Source organism: Bartonella sp. AP65SXKL (assembly GCF_042195725.1).
GTDB lineage: Bacteria > Pseudomonadota > Alphaproteobacteria > Rhizobiales > Rhizobiaceae > Bartonella.
Genome location: NZ_JBHIOW010000006.1, coordinates 42,236 through 62,904, shown reverse-complemented (window position 1 = coordinate 62,904; position 20,669 = coordinate 42,236). Strand labels below are relative to the sequence as shown.

16 protein-coding genes are annotated in these 20,669 nt (G+C 37.5%); 9 read left to right on the top strand and 7 right to left on the bottom strand.

What is annotated here, in order from left to right; genetic code table 11:
• Positions 1–3 precede the first annotated feature (3 nt).
• Together ACFIMP_RS05210 and ACFIMP_RS05205 are read left to right on the top strand one after the other, a co-directional pair.
• Positions 4–1,371 carry a leucyl aminopeptidase family protein gene (locus ACFIMP_RS05210; protein ID WP_375686101.1) on the top strand — a complete coding sequence of 456 codons (1,368 nt, stop codon included), beginning with the start codon at positions 4–6 and terminating at the stop codon, positions 1,369–1,371.
• A gap of 159 nt (positions 1,372–1,530) precedes the next feature.
• Entirely contained in the window at positions 1,531–2,394 is an 864-nt protein-coding gene (locus tag ACFIMP_RS05205) for a C40 family peptidase (protein WP_375686115.1), read from the top strand.
• A 912-nt stretch (positions 2,395–3,306) separates the two neighbouring features.
• Here the strand turns inward: ACFIMP_RS05205 and mutT are convergent.
• The 3 genes from mutT to ACFIMP_RS05190 form a co-directional block, all read right to left on the bottom strand.
• The gene (gene mutT / locus ACFIMP_RS05200) at positions 3,307–3,720 is read right to left on the bottom strand and encodes an 8-oxo-dGTP diphosphatase MutT (RefSeq protein ID WP_375627652.1); all 414 of its coding nucleotides are present in this window, start codon (positions 3,718–3,720) and stop codon (positions 3,307–3,309) included.
• A 125-nt stretch (positions 3,721–3,845) separates the two neighbouring features.
• Positions 3,846–5,078, bottom strand: coding sequence for a bifunctional glutamate N-acetyltransferase/amino-acid acetyltransferase ArgJ (gene argJ / locus ACFIMP_RS05195; protein ID WP_375613298.1), 1,233 nt, complete (start codon positions 5,076–5,078; stop codon positions 3,846–3,848).
• A 129-nt stretch (positions 5,079–5,207) separates the two neighbouring features.
• Positions 5,208–6,161, bottom strand: a complete 954-nt coding sequence (locus ACFIMP_RS05190) for a peptidylprolyl isomerase (RefSeq protein ID WP_375611828.1) — start codon at positions 6,159–6,161, stop codon at positions 5,208–5,210.
• A 435-nt stretch (positions 6,162–6,596) separates the two neighbouring features.
• Here ACFIMP_RS05190 and secA point away from each other — a divergent pair, with 435 nt between their 5' ends.
• From secA to prmC, 4 genes are all read left to right on the top strand, one after another.
• Positions 6,597–9,314 (top strand): preprotein translocase subunit SecA, encoded by a 2,718-nt coding sequence (secA, locus tag ACFIMP_RS05185; protein WP_375686100.1) that lies wholly within the window; start codon positions 6,597–6,599, stop codon positions 9,312–9,314.
• A 10-nt stretch (positions 9,315–9,324) separates the two neighbouring features.
• Positions 9,325–9,744, top strand: coding sequence for a Fur family transcriptional regulator (locus ACFIMP_RS05180; RefSeq protein ID WP_375606771.1), 420 nt, complete (start codon positions 9,325–9,327; stop codon positions 9,742–9,744).
• A gap of 222 nt (positions 9,745–9,966) precedes the next feature.
• The gene (gene prfA, locus ACFIMP_RS05175; RefSeq protein WP_375613296.1) at positions 9,967–11,043 is read left to right on the top strand and encodes a peptide chain release factor 1; all 1,077 of its coding nucleotides are present in this window, start codon (positions 9,967–9,969) and stop codon (positions 11,041–11,043) included.
• Complete coding sequence (gene prmC, locus ACFIMP_RS05170; RefSeq protein WP_375613295.1) at positions 11,040–11,906, top strand: peptide chain release factor N(5)-glutamine methyltransferase; 867 nt, start codon at positions 11,040–11,042, stop codon at positions 11,904–11,906. The genes prfA and prmC overlap by 4 nt, the downstream gene beginning before the upstream one ends.
• Here the strand turns inward: prmC and nrdF are convergent.
• The 4 genes from nrdF to nrdH are packed head-to-tail and all read right to left on the bottom strand — an operon-like array spanning position 11,903 to position 15,643.
• Complete coding sequence (nrdF, locus tag ACFIMP_RS05165; RefSeq protein ID WP_375611833.1) at positions 11,903–12,877, bottom strand: class 1b ribonucleoside-diphosphate reductase subunit beta; 975 nt, start codon at positions 12,875–12,877, stop codon at positions 11,903–11,905. The two genes, prmC and nrdF, sit on opposite strands and share 4 nt — an antisense overlap.
• Before the next feature lie 11 nt (positions 12,878–12,888).
• Positions 12,889–15,039 (bottom strand): class 1b ribonucleoside-diphosphate reductase subunit alpha, encoded by a 2,151-nt coding sequence (gene nrdE / locus ACFIMP_RS05160; protein ID WP_375611834.1) that lies wholly within the window; start codon positions 15,037–15,039, stop codon positions 12,889–12,891.
• Positions 15,021–15,419, bottom strand: coding sequence for a class Ib ribonucleoside-diphosphate reductase assembly flavoprotein NrdI (nrdI, locus tag ACFIMP_RS05155; protein WP_375613294.1), 399 nt, complete (start codon positions 15,417–15,419; stop codon positions 15,021–15,023). Before nrdI ends, nrdE begins: the two co-directional genes overlap by 19 nt.
• Entirely contained in the window at positions 15,419–15,643 is a 225-nt protein-coding gene (gene nrdH / locus ACFIMP_RS05150; protein WP_005774163.1) for a glutaredoxin-like protein NrdH, read from the bottom strand. The genes nrdI and nrdH overlap by 1 nt, the downstream gene beginning before the upstream one ends.
• Positions 15,644–16,323: 680 nt before the next feature.
• Here nrdH and ACFIMP_RS05145 point away from each other — a divergent pair.
• Genes ACFIMP_RS05145 through ACFIMP_RS05135 form a run of 3 tightly spaced genes read left to right on the top strand, consistent with a single transcriptional unit; the run spans position 16,324 to position 18,877 of the window.
• Positions 16,324–17,076 (top strand): ABC transporter ATP-binding protein, encoded by a 753-nt coding sequence (locus ACFIMP_RS05145; RefSeq protein WP_375613293.1) that lies wholly within the window; start codon positions 16,324–16,326, stop codon positions 17,074–17,076.
• 3 nt (positions 17,077–17,079) lie between these two features.
• Positions 17,080–17,949 carry a metal ABC transporter permease gene (locus ACFIMP_RS05140; protein WP_375613292.1) on the top strand — a complete coding sequence of 290 codons (870 nt, stop codon included), beginning with the start codon at positions 17,080–17,082 and terminating at the stop codon, positions 17,947–17,949.
• Positions 17,950–17,959: 10 nt separating this feature from the next.
• Positions 17,960–18,877 (top strand): metal ABC transporter solute-binding protein, Zn/Mn family, encoded by a 918-nt coding sequence (locus ACFIMP_RS05135; protein ID WP_375613291.1) that lies wholly within the window; start codon positions 17,960–17,962, stop codon positions 18,875–18,877.
• The last annotated feature ends 1,792 nt before the right edge of the window (positions 18,878–20,669 follow it).

Here is a 20,669-nt window from a genome sequence, read left to right as displayed (position 1 = left end):
ACTATGCAGCACCACCACATTTATTTTACCTCAACGCGTATCGATAACAGTTGCCCTATCATCTTGGTAAACCAAAGAACTCTTGCCAACTTATCACTTGATGCGTCAACAACAGCATGGATAAAAGTTAATGACTTTACTGGTAAAGCAGGACAAATACTCTTTATTCCTCACGAAACGGGGCATTTAAAAAAAGTTTTATTTGGAATTGGCAATGGGAACGATCCTTTTATCACAGGACTGCTTGCTCAAAAGCTTCCTGCTGGTCAATGGCATTTAGAAGGTACAACCTCTGATGAAATAAATACCTATCTTGGATTGGCATTTGGTAGCTATCAATTTAATCGCTATCGTCAAAATTCTTCTTTCAAATCATTATCTATCCATGTCAATGAGGCTATTGATCTTAATGAACTCCAACGAATTTATGAAGCTGTCTTTTTCGTCCGTGATCTCATTAATATTCCAGCCAATGATATGAACCCTGATACTCTCGAAAAAGAAGCTCGAAAACTAGGAAAAACCTATGGTGCTCATATCAAAAGTATTTGTGGAGACGATCTCTTAACCCATAACTTTCCGATGATTCATGCTGTAGGACGAGCAGGCAGCACTGCACCACGACTGATTGAGTTACTCTGGGGGCAAGAACATCATCCTAAAATAACGTTGGTGGGTAAAGGCGTAACTTTTGATACTGGAGGTCTCGATATTAAATCAGCCAATAACATGTTGCTTATGAAAAAAGACATGGGGGGTGGAGCAAACGTTTTGGGATTGGCTAAACTTATCATGGATGCAAAATTGCCTTTCCGTTTACGCGTTTTGATTCCAGCTGTAGAAAATGCAATTTCTGCGAATGCTTACCGACCAGGTGATATTCTCAAAAGTCGTAAAGGTTTAAGTGTTGAAGTAGGTAATACAGATGCTGAAGGGCGACTTGTCCTTGCCGATGCACTCGCCTATGGTGATGAAGAAAGTCCACAATTCATGCTTTGTATGGCTACTTTAACAGGGGCAGCGCGTATAGCATTAGGACCAGATCTTCCCGCATTTTATTGTAATGATTCAATATGGGCACAACAAATTTCTGAATCTGCTCACGCTGTCTTTGATCCTCTTTGGCAAATGCCCCTTTGGAAACCTTACCAAGAGATGTTATCATCACCAATTGCCGATCTTAACAATGTAACTGGAAATAGCTTTGCTGGTTCTATAACGGCTGCTTTATTTCTTAATTCTTTTGTTGAAAAAGCTGAACATTTTGCGCATTTTGACCTTTATGGATGGGTTCCAAAAGAAAAACCAGGATACCCTATTGGTGGATCAGCACAAACTATTCGTGCCCTTTATAATATTTTTAAAAAATGAATTTTGACACAAATATCCACAAAAATGGACAATTTTGCAGCTTAAAGAATAATTGGTCTTACACTGTGTTCTTAGTTTTGTTTGAGGATAAAAACCTTACCAATACAGTTTTCATGAGTTTGTTTAAAGGTAAGGAGTAACAAAATGGAAAGCAAAAAGATGATCTCTAAAGACCCAAGACTTCATGCATTCAGAGATGATCTAGCAGATCAACGTCTTGAAATAGAAATTACAGCTCAGCGCTTTGTTCAAGGTGAAAAAAGACGTGTTAATGCAGCGGTCGCTGGACTTTTTAAAGAAAATAGTAAAAAAAGTGAAAGACAAACAGAATGCTTATTGGGAGAAGAACTTCTCATTTTTGAACAAGGGGAAACATTGTCGTGGGGACAATCACTCAAAGATGGTTATGTCGGTTATATTGATACAAAAGTTCTTTGTACATCAACCATAAAACAAACACATGTGGTTTCAGTACCACGCACATTTAAATATTTACACGCTGACTTACGTGGACCAATAGTATCCCCATTATCTATGGGAAGCAAAGTCAGTGTTGTTGATGAAATTGAAGTCCGTGACACAATGTATTCTATTCTTGAAAATGGAACAGCAATCATTACGAGCCATCTCAGCCCCATTGGACGCGTATATGAAGATTATGTCACAGTTGCAGAAACCTTTATCCGTACACCTTATCTTTGGGGTGGTGTCAGCGGTTTTGGAATTGATTGTTCGGGACTCATTCAGCTCTCTATGATGATGACCGATCAAATAGTCTTACGTGACACCGATATGCAGCAAGAAACTATAGGCAGTCTTCTTACAGATACTGATAAACTTCAACGAGGTGATTTAATTTTTTGGAAAGATCATGTTGCTATTATGGTCGATCACGCAAATATTATTCACGCAAATGGTTTTTCTATGGACGTTATGATTGAGCCATTGGAAAAAGCAATTACGCGTATCGCTAAAAAAAATCAATATCCTATCGCAAAACGCCGTCCAATTCAAGAAACTTAATACATGCCTCCTATAAAAAATTAATTGAATGTTTTTATTATGCAATAGATTGATTTATAAGGATAATTATCCATCATTCACTCTGCATCAAGCATTCTAAATATCGTAAAATTCTCTTATTTCAAATCTGTTTTTATGTTGAATCAATCAAAATCGCTTGCTTGTTCATCACAAGCGAAATTGATGTATAAGTAAAAATGATTACGAAAAGAAAAATATCCCTTCTGAATGCTCTCAAATGCCAAGAGCTATCATAACTAACATTGGAACCAGCTTACTCCTTCACAAGCGTAAAGATAGTGGCGCTCAATAGATTTTATCTTATAAAGCTCTACCATTATACCATTCACGAGTGCCGGCACGAAATGGGCTTTGGAATATTGCGAGATGCCTCTTTTAAACAACCCCGCAAATATGCAACACAATGGCGTTCTATATTACGTAAGGGATATGCCCCTCTTAATCAAAAGCAACATTTTTTGAAATTTTTCCTATTATCGATATCTTATGAAAGAAATACTCCTAATATCTCTCGGTGCATCCAAGACAATCTCTCAATAATAATCGCGAAAAGTATAAATCCATTATCTACCACCATTTTTATGCTTATGAAGCGTGCAAAGGCATCATTATACACTTTGCCAATTCTCAATGTTGCGATAACCCTTGGCTATTGGAGAGTATTCTTTCAACACGTATTTTATTTCTTTCTTAAATAATTTTATCCACATGACCCGCCCCGCTTGGAACGTGCAAAAGAATGGTTTTGACTAATTTAACATAAAACAGATTTGAAATGAGAAAATTTTTATGACCCTGGACTTTCCCATTCAACATAAAAAAATTATAAATTATCATTATAACTCAATATATTGATTTATAATTTAAGCAATATTTCCTCCTTATAACACATTAAAGAAGGTGATTTTTCAATACCTGAACCAATGGTTTATCAGCATCAGGCATAGGGTATTTATCAAGATCATTAATAAAAACCCATTCTAAATTTTGGCCCTCTCGTCCTTGCGCAACGCCCTCATAATGGTCACAAAGATACAATGGCATTAAGAGATGAAATGTTTTATAGCTATGACTTGCAAATGTTAAAGGGTGTAAATTATTTGGTTGAACATAAATACCAAGCTCTTCCTCTAATTCACGAATCAATGATGCTTCCGGAGTTTCACCTTGCTCAACCTTGCCACCAGGGAACTCCCATAAACCAGCCAATGATTTTCCTTCAGGACGCTGTGTAAGCAAAACACGATTATTCTGATCTAACAGAGCACATGCAACAACAAGAAGAATGGAACTTTTCATACACATATCACTCCCCAATAGGGAACATAAAGATAACTGACTTTTCTATCATATCCCCTCTGCTCCTAAAAGAGCTCACATACCCCATTTGCTCTGAAAAATAATAAACTGTTAAATATAAAGTGCATCCATTAACTTCTGTAATCGCTATTGATCATAACGTACTCTTTTGTTAAATCGCAAGACCAAACCGTCGCCGTACTCTTACCCAAACCGATATCAACACGAATCGTGATGTGCTTACCTTGCATATAAGTACCTATTGTCTCTTCACAATACTCAGGATCTCGTACGCCATTCACGGCCACACGATGCTCACCAAACCAAATCGTCAATAGATCACGATCGACTTCAACACCGGCCTTCCCAACTGCCATAACGACCCGCCCCCAATTCGCATCTTCACCGGCAATAGCCGTTTTTACGAGCGGTGAATTTGCAATTGATAAAGCAATAGTTTTAGCTGCATTATTTGTTGTAGCACCCACCACATTAACCTCAATTAAATGACGAGCACCTTCACCATCACAAACAACTTGTAGTGCAAGTTCATGCAGAAGTGCACTCAATTGTTTCACAAAAACCCCATAACGCGGATCAGATTTACTTGTAAGACATGGAAAATGTTCTTTTCCTGTCGCAAACAACATAAGCGTATCTGAAGTTGAGGTATCGCTATCAACAGTAATTGAATTGAAAGAACCCTCAACTGCCTCTGATAACATGGATTGGAGTGCATCCGAAGAAATGGTAGCATCACTAACCACAAATGACAGCATTGTCGCCATATCGGGTGCAATCATACCAGCACCTTTTGCAATTCCATTAATGGTAACACGCTCTCCCCCACAGTCAAAAGTGCGGGTCGCAAGTTTTGGAAATGTGTCCGTTGTCATTATGGCTTTTGCAGCTTCCAACCAATTTCCCTCTTCTGCTGTCTCTGTCATACTTGGTAAAAGATTGACAATACCCGATGCATCCATTGGCTCACCAATAACACCCGTAGAAGCTATAAAAATTTCATCTTCTCTAACCTTTAAAGCGTTCGCTGCTGCACAAATAATTGCATCGGTTGTGTGCTTTCCTTTGCTTCCTGTAAAAGCATTTGCATTTCCAGAATTCACAACAACACCCCTCGCAACCCCATGAGGAAGCGATGCACGACAATGCTCTACAGGGGAAGATGGACATTTTGAACGGGTAAAAACACCGGCCACACTCACTGGCTTATCGAATATGATGAAAAGAAGATCTGTACGATCTTTATATTTAATCCCAGCTTCAGCTGTTGCTATCCGTACACCAGATAATGGAGAAAGCTCTTGGATCTTTTGAGGCGACAAAGGAGAGATTTTCAAAACCACAATATGCTTTCTATAAAAAAATGAAATGATTGCAGATCAATAACCTCTCATAGAAAACTGCTAGGCTTTTTGAACAAAACTAACCTAGCAAATTATCTATTAAAGAGGCTATCTACTTATTTTTCCTAGCTATTCCGTATCTTCTTCATCAGATGTCTCATCGGGAAGTAGCGTCCCATTTTGATGAAGCGATTCCATGATTTTTGTAACATTAGGATCAGGGTATTTCACATCTATCTTGCTACGCAAATCAACAATCAGTTCTTGATAGCGCTTTTTTATCAGCTGTGTCCGCAACATCTCTTTAACATCATCAAATGCAGGCGGTTGTTTTACACGACGATCTTCTAATTTAATAATATGCCAACCAAAAGGACTTTCAACGGGTTGTTTTGTGTATTCGCCAACTTTCAAACCAAATGCGGCATCTTCAAAAGGCTTGACCATTTGACCATGGCTAAAATAACCAAGATCACCCCCAACGGCAGCAGAACCATCTGTTGAACTTTTCTTTGCAATCTCTTCAAAATTTTCGCCTTTATTTAAATGCTTAATGATAGCTTCTGCTTCTTTTCTCGTTTTGACCAAAATATGACGCGCTTTAACCTCATCCTCTTTAGGTAAAGCAGCAACTTCTTGCTTATAAAGAGCTTCCAAATCAGTATCCGATATTTTATCAACAATCGCCTGTTTAAAATAAAGCTGTTGAAGAACATTGTCACGCATGACTGCCATACGTTTATCGTAAGCTTCTGTCTTATCAAGACCTTTGCTTCTTGCTGCTTTTGCGAGGGCCTGCATATCTAAATAAGCTTTTAGAACCATCATACGGCGTTGTTCATCAGGAAAACGTGCTAAATTAGGATTTATTTCAAGCGCTAAATCATCCAATTGGCCTGCTGTAATATTTTTCCCATCAATAACCGCCATAACATGAGAAGGAGAAACGGCTTTTTCAGAAGCTTTCTCTAAAGTCTTTAAATCACTCGACGATGAATTCAAACCTTCTTGAGCACTCACCCCTAAACTTGTACTTGCCAATAAAGTTGATGCTAAAAAAAGCGTGATAAAGTTAAATTTCATAAATATACTCCTTAAAAATGAAGGCAGGTTCAAGATTCCAATTTTCTTTACCATAACACTTTAATCTTTAAACATAGAGAAATAAATTAGTAATTTTATTTAAAAAAAGTATAAAATTATCCTTTTATCTCAGTTTCTCCAATCCTATCTAATGCAGATGAAAAACATGATAATAGAGAAAAATGACAGATTGTATCTTAAATTACTTTGTATTGTATCAGTTAAATAGCATACTTAAAGTTGACATAAAGCGCTTAGCCTCTTATCTCTACTTTACAATTAGAGTGAAAAATTGCACACCAGCAAGTATAATGGTACCATCTGCATTTCATGATGTCACTAATGATATCAGATAATTTGAAGAAAATGTAGAGTATGGGGAGAGCGTATGAATTACCCAACAAGAGTGACAACAATTAAAAGAAAGGGCCAGAGATGGTCAGTTTAGGTGTTTTTGCCCGTAAGTTTTTTGGTTCAGCTCATGAGCGACATCTCAAAGCACTCCGCCAAAAAGTTGCACAAATTAATGCTTTGGAAGAACAATTCGTAAAATTAAGTGATGAGCAGCTTTGCCAAAAAACAGATGCCTTTCGTAAACGTCTTAGTGAAGGTGAGAGTGTTGATTTGCTCTTACCAGAAGCTTTCGCGACTGTTCGTGAAGCCGCAAAACGTGTTTATGACATGCGTCCTTTTGACGTGCAACTTATTGGTGGAATGGTCCTTCACGACTGCGGCATAGCTGAAATGCGTACTGGTGAAGGTAAAACATTAATGGCAACTCTACCAATTTATCTCAATGCATTGGAAGGTAAAGGCGTTCATGTTGTGACAGTAAACGATTATCTCGCCAGTCGTGATGCTGAAACAATGGGGAAAATTTTTAGTTTTCTAGGGCTTACAACAGGCGTGATTCTTCATGATCTTGATAGTGATGCCCGCCGAGAGGCCTATGCATGCGACATCACCTATGCCACAAATAATGAACTAGGTTTTGATTATTTGCGTGATAATATGGCCTTCGATCATAGTCAAATGGTCCAACGTGGACATCATTACGCAATTGTTGATGAAGTTGATTCGATTCTTATTGATGAAGCCCGTACCCCCCTTATTATTTCTGGTCCTCTAGAAGATCGTACTGACTTCTATAACCTTATTGATACATTTATTCCTGCCTTAACTCCAGAAGACTATGAAATAGACGAAAAACAAAAAACAACGACCTTTACCGAAGTTGGTACTGAAAAAATTGAAAAAATGCTCGAACAAGCTGGGCATCTTAAAGGTGAGAGTCTTTATGACATAGAAAATGTCGCTATCGTTCATCATGTCAATAATGCTCTAAAAGCTCATAAACTGTTTGCTCGCGATAAAGATTATATTGTTCGCAATGATGAAATCGTTATTATTGACGAATTTACAGGGCGAATGATGCCTGGGCGGCGTTATTCTGAAGGACTTCATCAAGCGTTAGAAGCTAAAGAGCATGTTGCTATTCAACCAGAAAACCAGACACTTGCTTCCATCACTTTCCAAAATTACTTCCGTATGTATAGAAAATTATCTGGCATGACTGGAACTGCAACAACAGAAGCCGAAGAATTCAGAAATATTTATGGTCTTGACGTTGTCGAAGTCCCTACAAATTTGCCAATACAACGTATTGATGAAGATGATGAGATTTATCGAACAGCAGAAGAGAAATATCGGGCAATTGTGCGTGATATCCATCAAGCTCATGAAAAAGAACAGCCTATTCTTGTTGGAACAACCTCTATTGAAAAGTCAGAACAATTGGCAGAGCGTTTGCGAAAAGAAGGCATTACCGATTTTAGAGTCTTAAATGCTCGCTATCACGAACAAGAAGCATATATCATTGCGCAAGCAGGAGTTCCTAGAGCTCTCACCATTGCAACCAACATGGCAGGACGCGGTACGGATATACAGCTTGGTGGTAATGTTGAAATGCGCATCCGACAAGAGTTACAGGATATCCCGGAAGGTCCAGAGCGGACAGCTAAAATTGAAGAAATAAAAAAAGATGTTCAGAAGCTTAAAGAAAAAGCTTTAGCGGCTGGAGGGCTTTACGTTATCGCTACTGAACGTCATGAAAGCCGTCGTATTGATAACCAGCTTCGTGGACGTTCTGGTCGCCAAGGCGATCCTGGTCGCTCGAAATTCTTTCTCTCTCTTCAAGATGATCTTATGCGTATCTTTGGCTCTAACCGTATGGATGGTATGCTGCAAAAACTTGGATTGAAAGAAAATGAAGCTATTATCCATCCATGGATTAATAAAGCCCTTGAAAAAGCACAAAAAAAGGTCGAAGCACGAAACTTTGAAATTCGTAAAAATCTGCTAAAATATGATGATGTCATGAATGATCAACGCAAGGTTATTTTTGAACAGCGTATGGAGGTCATGAATGCAGATGATTTATCAGAAATGATCCTTGAAATGCGTAATGAAGTCGTAGAGGATCTCGTAGAGGCTTATATTCCATCAGGGACATATTCTGAAAAATGGGATGCAAAAACTCTCGAAGAAGAGCTTCAACAACTCTTTAATCTTGAGCTTCCAGTGGAAGAATGGGCAAACGAAGATGGAATTGCCGAGGAGCAAATTCTAGAGCGTGTATCAAATGCTGTTACAAAACTTGAAAATGAGCGTACTGAACGATATTCTCCAGAAGTTATGGCTTATTTTCACAAAGCAGTATTGCTCGAAACTATTGACACGTTATGGCGTGAACATCTGGTGAGTTTAGACCATTTGCGTTCTGTTGTTGGTTTTCGTGGTTATGCGCAGCGGGATCCGCTCAATGAATATAAGACAGAATCATTTGAACTCTTTCAAAGTATGTTGAAAAATTTGCGCCGAATTGTCACTTCTAAGCTTATGCGCTTTGAAATCATTCAACACCCCACAGAACCGGCCATGCCTGAGCAAACTGATGCTGCTTCTTCTGTCTTTAATGATCAAAGTCAAGAAAATGCTCCCACCTTATGGGCACGATCACAAGAAAATAGATTTGTTAATCCACAAGATCGTGACCCTAACGATATAACCACATGGGGAAAAGTTGGACGTAATGAGCGTTGTCCTTGCGGTTCAGAGAAAAAATACAAACACTGTCATGGAGCCTTTGTTTGAAAAGTAAACTATGCAAATGAATAAAAAGCGAAATTATGAGCAAGAATTGCGCACAGCTGGTTTAAGAGTAACACGTCAACGACGTGTTATTCTTGATATTTTGACTGATACAAATGATCATCCTAATGCATTTGAAATTTTTCAGCGTGCAAACAAAATAGATTCGAATATTTCACTCTCAACTGTTTATCGAACCATGAAAATATTAGAAGGAAATGGAACAATTCATCGCCATAGCTTTAGTGGTGGTCCATCTCGTTTTGAGCAAGCAGATGGGCAACATCATGATCATCTCATTGATATAGAAACAGGACAAGTTATCGAGTTTCATTCTGATGTTATTGAAAAGCTGCAAGAGGAAATTGCAAAATCCCTTGGCTATGATATTATTCATCACCGCCTTGAACTTTACGGAAAAAAAAACTCTTAAAAAAGTAATCATATATCATTAGATAAAATACCTCAGGCAAATCAAATTTTATAAAAATTTACCTTTAAAATATAATAGTTTTCATTGGCAAAAAAAAAGAATTGCTTTATTACCCCTCTTTGTATGATGCTATACGGTAATTCATTGCCAATATTATAACAAACAATCATTGCAACAAAATATTATAAAAATTGTATTATGAAAAATTAGGCCAATATTATCATGGTTTCCTTGCCACAAGATCGTATGAGACAGCTTGAAAAGCGCTTTGAAATAATTGAAAGCCAAATGACGACGAATCCAAATGCTGAAACATATGTCAAATTAGCTTCTGAATATGCAGAACTACAACCCGTTATTACCTCTATACGCGCATTAAATGCTCTTTACGAAGAGATTACAGAATTAGAAACGATTATCAACGATAAACAAACAGATATAGAGATGCGTAATCTTGCCCAGGAAGAGCTACCATCGTTATATAAAAAAGTAGAGCAATTTGAAAAAGAACTCCAGATTCTGCTTTTGCCTAAAGATGTTGCTGATGAAAAAAACGCTATTGTTGAAATTCGAGCAGGAACGGGTGGCTCAGAAGCAGCACTTTTTTCCGGTGATCTTTTCCGCATGTATGAACGTTATGCCCATGCTCACAATTGGAAAGTAGAAGTTATTTCACTTAGTGAGGGGGAAGTTGGCGGATATAAAGAGATTATTGCTACCATTTCAGGAAAAGGTGTCTTTTCTAAATTGAAATATGAATCAGGGGTTCATCGTGTGCAACGTATCCCAGAAACAGAGACAGGTGGGCGTATCCATACATCTGCTGCTACCGTTGCTGTGCTTCCAGAAGCTGAAGATATTGATATTGATATTCGTCCTGAAGATATTCGTATCGACACAATGCGTGCATCTGGAGCAGGAGGACAGCATGTTAATACAACGGATTCAGCTGTTCGTATCACGCATATTCCAACAGGAATTATGGTCGTACAAGCAGAAAAATCACAACATCAAAACCGAGCACGAGCCCTTCAAATTTTACGGGCACGCTTATTCGATATCGAACGACAAAAAGCGGAAAGTGAACGTTCAGCTTCTCGTAAAAGCCAAGTTGGTTCTGGTGATCGCTCAGAACGTATTCGTACCTATAATTTTCCACAAGGACGTGTCACGGATCACCGTATTAATCTAACCTTGTATAAGCTTGATCGCATTCTAGAGGGAGATCTTGATGAGCTTATTCATGCACTCATCTCAGATCACCAAACAGCACTCCTGATGGAAATGGACAATAATTGAACAAATATTCTTTCAAAAATGTCATCCAACAAACTCAAGAAAAATTGCGCATGAAAGGAATTTCTGAAGCCAATCTCGATGCGAAAATACTCATTGAATGGATAACAGGAATAAATGCTGCTGAAAGAGTTTCTAAACCAGATATGCATCTATCTTCTGAGCATATTATACAAATAGAACAGGCTTTACAACGGCGTATTGCAGGCGAACCCGTTTACCGTATTATAGGAGCACGAGAATTTTATGGTATATCTTTTACATTATCTCAAGAGACGTTAGAACCACGCCCTGATACAGAAACGCTGATAGATCTTGTTCTCCCTTTTCTCCAAAAACAGATCGAAAATTCGAGAAGAACAACATTCCTTGATATGGGAACAGGAAGTGGCGCCATTGCCATTGCCATTCTTAAACAAATTCCCCAATCCTATGCAGTCGCTGTCGATATTTCTGAAGATGCCCTTAAAACAGCGACAAAAAATGCAAAAAATGCTGAAGTAGCACACCGCTTCACACCCCTTCTTAGCGACTGGTTTGATTCTGTCACAGATCGCTTTGATTTTATTGTTTCCAATCCACCTTATATCCCCGCAAAAGATATCAAAAAACTTGCAAAAGAAGTGCGCTTACATGATCCATTGCGCGCTCTTGTCGGTGGAAAAGATGGTCTTGATTTTTATCGAAAGCTCGCCCATGAAGCAGCCAACTACTTAAAAGAAAACGGCACTATCGCTGTTGAAATTGGTTACTCTCAAGAAAAAGAAGTTTGCAATTTGTTTGAAACAAATGGCTTCCAATGTTTAGAAATGCGCAAAGACCTCAGTGGAATACCCCGCGCACTTCTATTTGCATGCAAACATTAAAATTCCCAATCATCATCCGTGGTAGCAACCGCCTTGCCAATGACATAAGAAGAACCTGCCCCTGAAAAAAAGTCATGATTTTCGTCAGAGTTTGGTGATAAAGCTGCCAAAATAGCGGGATTAACACGACAAACCTCAGGGGGGAAAAGAGCTTCAAAACCTAAATTCATTAAAGCCTTGTTAGCGTTATAATGAAGAAAAATTTTAACATCTTCTGTCAATCCAAGCGCATCATAAAGATCTTCAGTATATTTGCACTCGATGTTATAAAGATCAAAGAGCAGGTTAAAAGCAAAATTTTTAATTTCTTGTCTTTTGGCTTCATCAAGCTTTGCAAAGCCCAATTGGAATTTATAACCTATATAATAACCATGGACCGCTTCATCACGAATGATCAGTCGAATGAGATCTGCTGTATTGGTTAACTTAGCGCGACTGGCCCAATACATGGGCAAATAAAAACCAGAATAAAATAAAAAGCTTTCCAGCAAAGTCGAAGCAATTTTTTTCTTAAGTGGATCATTTGCTTCATAACGCTCAAGTACTAATCTAGCCTTTTTCTGCAAATGAATATTTTCTTCTGACCATCTAAACGCATCATCAACTTCTACCGTCGAACAAAGGGTTGAAAAAATAGAGGAATAAGAACGTGCATGAACCGCTTCCATGAAGGCAATATTCGTCAAAACTGCCTCCTCATGCTCTGTTATCGCATCAGCCAGAAGCGAAATGGCTCCTACAGTGTTTTGAATTGTATCAAGAAGCGTTAGTCCTGTAAAAACACGAATCGTTAGCTTGCGTTCTTCATCCGTTAAGCTTGACCATGAGGGAATGTCATTGGAAAGTGGAACCTTCTCAGGTAACCAAAAATTCCCAGTTAAGCGGTTCCATACTTCAAGATCTTTCTCATCATGTAATCTATTCCAATTAACAGCGCACACAACAGGATTTTTGGTTGTAATCTTTGTCATATGATGATCTCCTATAAACTGCACGAAACACAGCCATCAACTTCTGTTCCACTTAATGCTACTTGCCGTAATCGTACATAGTAAATACTCTTGATACCCTTTTTCCAAGCATAAATTTGTGCGCGGTTAATATCACGTGTGGTCGCTGTATCAGGAAAAAATAATGTTAATGAAAGACCTTGATCAACATGCTGTGTTGCCGCAGCATAGGTATCTATAATTTTTTCAGGGCCAATCTCATAAGCATCTTGGTAAAAATTCAAATTCGTATTATCCATATAAGGAGCAGGATAATAAACGCGCCCAATTTTTCCCTCTTTGCGAATTTCGATTTTTGAAGCAATTGGATGAATGGAGGAAGTGGCATGATTAATATAGGAAATAGATCCCGTGGGAGGAACTGCCTGTAGATTGCGATTATAAAGCCCGTACTCAATAACTAATTTTTTGAGTTCCTGCCAATCCTTTTGATCTGGAATAACAATATTATTCCGTGCAAAAAGCTCTTGCACAAGCGCAAATTGCGGTTTCCATTCTTTTTCAATATATTTCTCGAAAAAACGTCCATCTGCATAAGCTGATTTTTCAAACCCTGCAAACATTTCTTGACGTTCGTGCGCAATTAAATTGGAAGCACGTATGGCGTGATATGTCACAATATAAAAATAGATATTGGTAAAATCAATCGCTTCTGGAGACCCATAATAGATCTGCTCACGCGCTAGAAACCCATGCAAATTCATTTGTCCCAAACCAATCGCATGACTTTCAGCATTGCCTTTCGCAATGGAAGGCACACAATCAATATTGCTCATATCCGAAACAGCAGTCAGAGCGCGAACAGCAGATTCCACGGTCTGTCCAAAATCAGGACTTTCCATTGCTTTGGCAATATTCATGGATCCAAGATTACAGGATATATCACTTCCAATCGTGCGATAAGTTAAATCTGTCTCCAGTTCACTCGCCTCACTCACCTGCAAAATTTCTGAACATAAATTGCTCATACTTATGCGCCCAGCTATCGGATTCGATCGATTAGCAGTATCCTCAAATAAAATATAGGGATAACCCGACTCAAATTGAATTTCCGCTAATGTCTGGAAAAAAACGCGTGCACTTATTTTCTTTTTACGAATCTTTGCATTATCAACAAAAGAACGATAATGCTCCGTTAAAGAAATATCGCTAAAGGGCTTACCTGTCACACGCTCGATGTCATACGATGAGAAGAGATACATATCCTCATTATTCCGTGCAAGCTCAAAAGTAATATCAGGAATAACGACACCAAGCGAAAGCGTTTTAATTCTAACTTTTTCATCAGCATTTTCACGCTTTGTATCCAAAAACTTCATAATATCTAAATGATGAGCATGCAAATAAACAGCTCCAGCCCCCTGTCGTGCCCCAAGCTGATTGGCGTAAGAAAAAGAATCTTCCAAGAGTTTCATCACCGGTAAAACACCTGAGGACTGATTTTCTATTTGCTTAATTGGCGCCCCTGCTTCCCGCAAATTCGTTAAACAAAGCGCCACACCTCCACCACGTTTTGAAAGCTGCAAAGCCGAATTAACCGAACGACCTATCGATTCCATATTATCTTCAACACGTAGCAAAAAACACGAAACCAATTCACCTCGTTGTTTTTTCCCAGCATTTAAAAATGTTGGTGTTGCCGGTTGAAAACGTCCTGTAATAATTTCATCCACAAAACTTTCAGCAAGAGCTTTATTCCCTTGTGCCAAATATAAAGCTACAAGACAAACGCGATCTTCATAACGTTCAAGATAACGTTTCCCATCAAAAGTCTTCAGTGTATAGCTGGTATAATACTTAAATGCGCCTAAAAAGGTAGGAAAACGAAATTTAAATGCATAAGCACGTTTAAAAAGCTTTTTAATAAAAGAAAAATCATAAAGCTCAAATAAAGCTTTTTCATAATAACCTTCCTCTATTAAGTAATCTATTTTTTCCTTCAGGTTATGAAAAAAAACTGTATTTTGATTAACATGCTGAAGAAAATATTGCCGCGCAGCAAGCCGATCCATATCAAATTGAATATGACCATTTTCATCATAAAGATTAAGCATTGCATTCAACGCATGATAATCAGTAATCTGATCCGATTTCTGCGATTGTCCTATACCAATTGTTTCCAAAATCTTTCCAATCCCTTTTTTACATAAATAACGTCTTCATCAGTTCCACGCAGCTCAAAACGATAAAGGCAAGGTACACAACATTTTTCAGCAATAATTTTACTTGCTAGATTATAATAGCGACCAAAATTACGATTCCCACCGCCAATAACACCACAAATTAATTTTCGGTTCTCAGCTTCATTAAGAAACTGGACAACGGCTTTCGGCACGGCCCCTCTTCCTTCACCATCTGCATATGTAGGAACAACCAATACATAAGGTTCACCAACCAATGCAGAAGGCTTTCTTTTATCAATTTTGAAGAGTCTTTGCCCAAGCTGCGAGACAAAATGTTCTGTATTACCCGTTGCACTCGAATAATAAACAATAAGCCCCATTAAGCACAAAGACCACTAATCATATCTGGTCTAAAACCAGACCAATGATTTTCACCACAAACAACGACAGGAACCTGACGATACCCCAGAGATTGAACAAAACTGTATGCTTGTTCATCACAGGAAATATCAACAACACGATAATGAATGCCTTTTGCATCAAAAGCGCGGCGTGTAGCATCACATTGGACACAAGATGGTTTGCTATAAATAGTGATCGACATTTTCTTCAACTTTCACAATTCCAAACAATCAACCCTGAAAGGTCAATCTAATAATTTTATAGGTACTCAAGAATAACAAAAAATAGAAATTGTACGCAAAACATGTGGTTATTTTCAAATAATACACAGCTTCCTGAACATAACAGAATTCCTCATCAAATAACTTCAAAAACTATGATGAGAATAAGCGATTATTCTACAACTTAAATGGCAAAGCCCCCTAGTTATAAAACAATCTTTTGCTTGCATTACAATTCCCTCCTGCTGTCTAAAAAACTAATGTTCTAAACTACCGTTTTTCAAGAGCTCTGTTTGCTCTTTTACGGCAAAAATCAATTACAAAAACGAAAGGAAATCCTTCCAAAAGAGACCCTTCAGTAAAAATACTGCTATACCTTTGGCCAATAAACTCTTTACAATAATGGAAATAACTTAGATACCAAACGAAACACACTAACACCCTCTCTTGTGCTTATTTAGAATCACCAATCATTTTGATACTATATATAGTATATACTCTCTCTCTTTCGTCAAGGTGAATTCAATTATTATTTTTAATTTTCCACGATCTTCCCACTAAAATTTTCAGTACTCAAAACTATGTAATAATATAACATTTTGTTGACAAACGTTATATTATTACATAGTTTCCAAAATAATAAGCAACGATGGTAAAAAATATGGATCTGCACTTCAATAAAACAACATTAGGCTATAGGAATAGAATAGCAATAAAGAACTTTTCAGCAAAGTTAAAAGCTGGTTCATTGGTTGCAATAACAGGTGATAATGGCGCTGGAAAATCGACACTGCTAAAAGCCATCGCCGGATTGATTAAACCTCTTAAAGGAAAAATTACAAAACCAAAAAAAAGCCGCATTGCTTATCTTGCTCAGCAATGTAATATAGATCAAACATTTCCAATTGATGTGAAAACGCTTGTAAAAACAGGACTGTGGTCTTTTTGTGGATTATGGAAGAATCAGCGCCCTTATGATTCTAAGATTCAAAATGCTCTTAAAATGGTTGGGCTTACAGAACTCGCACCCCGTTCGCTTGAAACATTATCAGGCGGGCAATTACAACGCGCTCTTTTTGCACGTATCATTGTACAAGATGCCAATATTATTTTACTTGATGAACCTTTCAATGGTGTAGATCATAATACCCAAAAAGACCTTCTTGCTCTGATCACATACTGGCAACAGCAAGGACGCACAATTCTCACCGCACTCCATAACCCTCTCATCGTGCAAGAATTTTTCCCCCAAATGATTCAAATTGATCAACAAAACGCCTTTTATGGAGAAACAACACAGTTTTTAAACAACACCCTTCATCACGTTATGCCACCTCTCACATCCAATTCTTTCCCTATTAGCGCACAAAAACAAAATCTTCTCATCAATGATCCTCTCTTTCTTAGGTTATAAGACGTGTATGCATTTTTTCTTGCCCCCTTTGTTGATTTCCAATTTATGCAAAACGCCCTTATCGGTTCTATTTTTCTGTCTATTAGCGCTTGTCCTGTTGGTGTGTTTTTGATGCTCCGTGGAATGAGCTTGACAGGAGATGCTATCTCTCATGCCATTCTTCCTGGTGTTGCAATTGCTTTTCTGATTTGTGGTTTTTCCCTCATATCTATGACACTTGGTGGTATCTTCGCTGGTCTTATTGTTGCTTTAGCAACCATTTTGATTTCACGAAACAGCTTTCAGAAAGAAGATGCATCCATGACCGTCTTTTATCTTATTGCACTCGCGGCAGGTGTTATTATTATCTCACTGAAAGACTCAACAATTGAGCTGCTTCATCTCTTATTCGGATCGGTTCTTGCACTTGATGCACAAGCCCTTTGGTTAATCACTACTATAATGCTGATTACACTCTGCAGCCTTTGTATTTTTTGGCGTGCACTCGTTTTAGAAAGCTTTGACCCCCTCTTTTTTAAATCACTCTCTCCATTGAGTAAATATATTCATATTTCATTGCTTGGACTTGTGGTGCTGAATCTGGTTGGAGGCTTTCAATCACTAGGAACATTACTTTCCGTTGGTATTATGATGATTCCAGCCATTACAGCCCGTTTTTGGTTTTCACGGCTAGGCCCTATTTGCGCGCTTTCCACTCTTTTTGGAATCATTTCTAGCGTATGTGGTCTCCTGCTTTCTTTTCATCTTTCACTTCCCTCCGGCCCTGCTATCATCATTGCCGCAGGATTTATTTATCTTGTTTCCTGTTTGATAAGTCCACGTGGCTTTATTGTAACATGGTTTCCCCACCTCTTTTATACCTCCTCACTTTAAGGAAAAAAATGTGCCTAAGTTTGCTCAAAAATTTGTTCTTCTTGGAGCTTTATTGCTTGCCCTTTCTCCATTTTCTGCTTCTGCACACAATAAAATCAAAGTTGTTGCGAGCTTTTCTATTCTTGCAGATCTCGTAAAAAATGTAGGAGACAACCATATCTCTATGACCACTTTTGTAGGTCCCAATGCGAATACTCACACTTATGAACCTACCCCCCATGATGCTCAGGCTCTTAGAAATGCTCAAATTATTTTCATCAACGGGCTTCATTTAGAAGGATTTATTGATCGCCTCATTACAGCAAGTGGTACAAAAGCACTTCTTGTCGAAGTTAGCGCTAACATTCCCTCCCTCAAAATGAAAAATCAAGAACATAATGCCCATCACCACCACAGCGTTATTGATCCACACGCTTGGCAAACAATTCCCAATGTCAAAATCTATGTGAAGAATATCGCTGCTGCTTTTTGTAAAATCGATCCACAATCCTGTACCAGCTACAAAAAAAATGCCGAAACCTACATCCAAAAACTTAAAATAGCACAAGATACCCTGAAAACAAAAATTGCTACCATTCCTAAAGATAAACGTATCATTATCACATCTCATGATGCCTTTGGCTATTTTGCCAAGGAATATGGTTTTACTATCCTTGCCCCTCAAAGTGCTTCAACAGAAACTGAAGCAACCGCAGCCGATGTTGCTAAACTTATAAAACAAATTAAAGCGAATAAAGCAACTGCCCTATTCGTTGAAAATATCTCTAATCCCCGTCTCATAAAACAGATTGCAAAAGAAACAGGCTTAACAATTGGTGGAACACTTTATTCTGATGCATTGTCAAACAAAAATGGCCCTGCAGCAACTTATCTCGATATGATGGAACATAATGTGAATACCATCATTGATGCTATCACAAAACATTAAGATCTTCTATAAAAGAGATAAAAAAGAGTTCATAAAATCGTAAGTCTATGATTATGTTACTAATGATGCCCCAACAGCTATAATTGATAACATTGATATGAAATAAAGTTACTTTTACAGAGAAATTTATACTCTATAGATTCTAAGATAGATAAAGTAAGTGGATTTATTGCCTCATGGTGCCCAAACTGTCAGCAGTAGCATTCTATTTTTCAATGCTTCTTTTACAATAACTCTCGACACTTGAAACGATTCATAAGAAGAATTTGGTGTCTCTTTCTTAAAGTATTTTTATCTATCCAACTTCATTTATAACATGCAAGTAGAATTAGTGTATGAATAAAAACCACTTGAAGAAAAAATACCTCTTATGAAGAGTCTCAACACAATAATTGTTGCAATGTTGGAGACTGAAAGAGAGTATGATAATGGCCCCAGCTTGCATTTTTATAAGCATAAAGATGGCGATACACAATGGATTTTATGTTATACTACTTATAAACGACTGCGTGAAAAAATAGTTGGAACAACCTTGCAAGATATTTTTTAAAAAAAGTGCGTAAATTGGCAACCCAATAGCCTTCTGTTTAGGTATTCTGTTTTGTATGAGAGATGCAATTCTATTACGTAAAAAAATGTGTTCGGCAATACTTAATCGCCATTATGTAAGAGACACTGGCTCAGATGTTTTTGAAAATTGCAATACTAAATTAAAAGATGATGCTAAAGACAGAATCTATTTTTTATTTGATGCTTTCATATTCTCCCTAAATTAAGCTGTCTCCTCATTTTAGAAATTACACAAGCAGATAAGCTTATTCTACTTTGGCATACAAAACTGAATACAGCACTGAACCGTCTTCATATTTGTCTCAAACATACTGCTGTATAAAGTTTAGGTTGATTTATAAGCAACAAAAAGCACGCGCTTTATAAGAAAGTAATATCATAAAACCATTAATAAACTGGCAATATATTGAAAAAATATACCAGATTTTATACAATGCTTTGTAAAACAATAACATAACTGTCTTTGTCTCTGCTGATTCTTATAGGTATTCGCATCGATCCTTTATGTTATATTCATAAAGATCTGTTTGAGGATGATCTATAGGCAATTTTTAACTCAAGAATATAGAAAAGATCGATGAGATGTTACAGATGTGTTTCATCTGCTTTTATCGCTAAAAGTAATGAAAATTCTAAAACAAGCACGCCTTCTATCTCTCAGTGATTTTTTGCAACTTATCAGATACCCTTGTTGAGAATTGCATAGTGATTTACATGAGAAAAAATAAACTTGCAGCATGCGCGCATAGGTTTCTCTCTAATTTATGTGATTGGTAAAAAAAACAAATGCTTCTTATAGGAGCTCTGAAACTATTTTAGATCATATGGCCAGCGGTAAAATAGAATGCGCCTATTCTCGTAGAGATTATTTAGAACAGCATCGTATTTTGTGCATCAAATAGACTTCTTATGTTAGGGATCAAAGCTCAGATATGGGGCGCATCCTCCCTTATCTGTGACTCATTTTTTCTCTCTATTTCTCTCTTTTACTTTTATAATACACATAAATTATTACATCAAGAAACATATGATAATATGTTGTTTTTTTATAATGAAAATGATGTTTGAAAATTATATTCTTCTTACAGACCGTGAAAATGCAAAATTTCTTCATATAAATGTTTTGACATTCTCAGCGCCACGGGACAATAGATCATTACCAAAACTGTTAAAATTTTGTTTTTAATCCCATCGGTTACAACCTGAGTTTGTAAATGTAATT